Origin of the sequence: Streptomyces thermocarboxydovorans (assembly GCF_039524635.1) — a bacterium.
GTDB classification, from domain to species: domain Bacteria; phylum Actinomycetota; class Actinomycetes; order Streptomycetales; family Streptomycetaceae; genus Streptomyces; species Streptomyces thermocarboxydovorans.
The window spans coordinates 1-1,489 of the sequence record NZ_BAAAGU010000134.1 but is presented as its reverse complement, the minus strand read 5'-3'; the positions used below and the strand labels follow the sequence as shown (position 1 = coordinate 1,489).

1 protein-coding gene is annotated in these 1,489 nt (G+C 69.0%); it reads right to left on the bottom strand.

The features are described 5' to 3' along the window. Positions 1-19: 19 nt before the first annotated feature. Positions 20-1,222 (bottom strand): IS110 family RNA-guided transposase, encoded by a 1,203-nt coding sequence (locus ABD198_RS30435; protein WP_344007950.1) that lies wholly within the window; start codon positions 1,220-1,222, stop codon positions 20-22. Positions 1,223-1,489 lie beyond the last annotated feature (267 nt).

Here is a 1,489-nt window from a genome sequence, read left to right as displayed (position 1 = left end):
GGTGCCTCTATGTCTTTCGTCAAGCGAGGCGTGGGGTTCTGGGTTCGTAGAAGGTGCCGTCGCGGAGCATGGCGAACAGGACGCTGATGCGGTGGCGGGCGAGGCGGAGGAGGGCTTGGGTGTGGGTCTTGCCGCGGGCTCGTTGCTTTTCGTAGTAGGCGCGGGAGGCGGGATCGTGCAGGGCTGCGAAGGCTGAGAGGAACATCGCTCTCTTCAGTTGCCGGTTGCCGCCTCTGGGTGCGTGTTCGCCGTGGATCGATGTCCCGGAGGACTTGGTGGCTGGTGCAAGGCCGGCGTAGGAGGCGAGGTGGGCGGCGGTGGGGAAGCTGGTGCCGTCGCCGACGGTGACCAGCAGGACGGCGGCGGTCCTGACCGCGACACCCGGCATCGAGGTCAGGACCCTGGAAAGAGGGTGGGCCTCCAGCAGTTCACTGATCTGGGTTTCCAGGGCCCGACGTTGTTCGTGGACGGTCGCGAGGGAGCGTGCCAGGGATGGGATGACCACGTCGAGGGTGCCGGTGCCGGGCACGACGACGGTCTGCTCGTCCAGCGCATCGAAGACGTCGTCGATCAGGCGCTGGGCCATGCGCGGGGCCTTGGGCCGGATGACCTCGACGAGCTTGCGGCGCCCGGCCTTGCGGAGGGCGGCCGGGGAGCCGTAGCGCTCCAGGAGCCAGGTGACGGCGGGGTGGTCCAGGCGGGGGCCCAGGACACGCTCCAGCGAGGGGTGGAACTGGGTGAGCAGGCCGCGTATGCGGTTGCTGGTGCGGGTGGCCTCGGCCGCCAGGTCCTGGTCGAAGCCGACCAGGACGGTGAGTTCGGCGGTGATCTCGTCGGTTACCTCCAGCGAGCGCAGGGTGTGGGGCATGGTGCGGGCGGCGTCAGCGATCACGCCCGCGTCCTTGGCGTCGGTCTTGGCCTCGCCGGGATACAGGTCGGCGATCCGGCGCATTGCGAGTCCGGGCAGATAGGCGACCTTGCACCCCGCGTCCCGGGCCACGGTGAGCGGCAGGGCTCCGATGGAAGCGGGCTGGTCCACGACGACCAGCACGGTGCCGAACTTCGCGGTCAGCTTGTCGAACACGGCCCGCAGTTTCGGCTCGCTGTTGGGCAGCTGCTTGTCGAAGACCTTCTTGCCGGCCGGGGTGAGCCCGTGCCCGTGGTGGGCCTGTTTACCGACGTCCAGGCCGAGGAAGACACCTACGCCGTCGGTGTCGTACATCCAGTCCTCCAAAGCGGGACTCGTGTCTCTTCTGGCCTTGGCGTCGGCGCCGTACGCGCGCATCCACGTTATGCAGACCTGCCGCCCGCAAGCGGCCCGGCGTTGCGCCAGGCCAGGCGGTAGTCGGACCTCTGATCAGCGTCTCCGACGGCACCCCTCGGGCCCGGTGACACCACCCCCCAGGTCATCCGATCGACAGGGGGACACAGTCATGCCGGGCCCGGAGGCCAGCGGCCCTCTTGCAGGACCGCGGAAACCATAACGGGG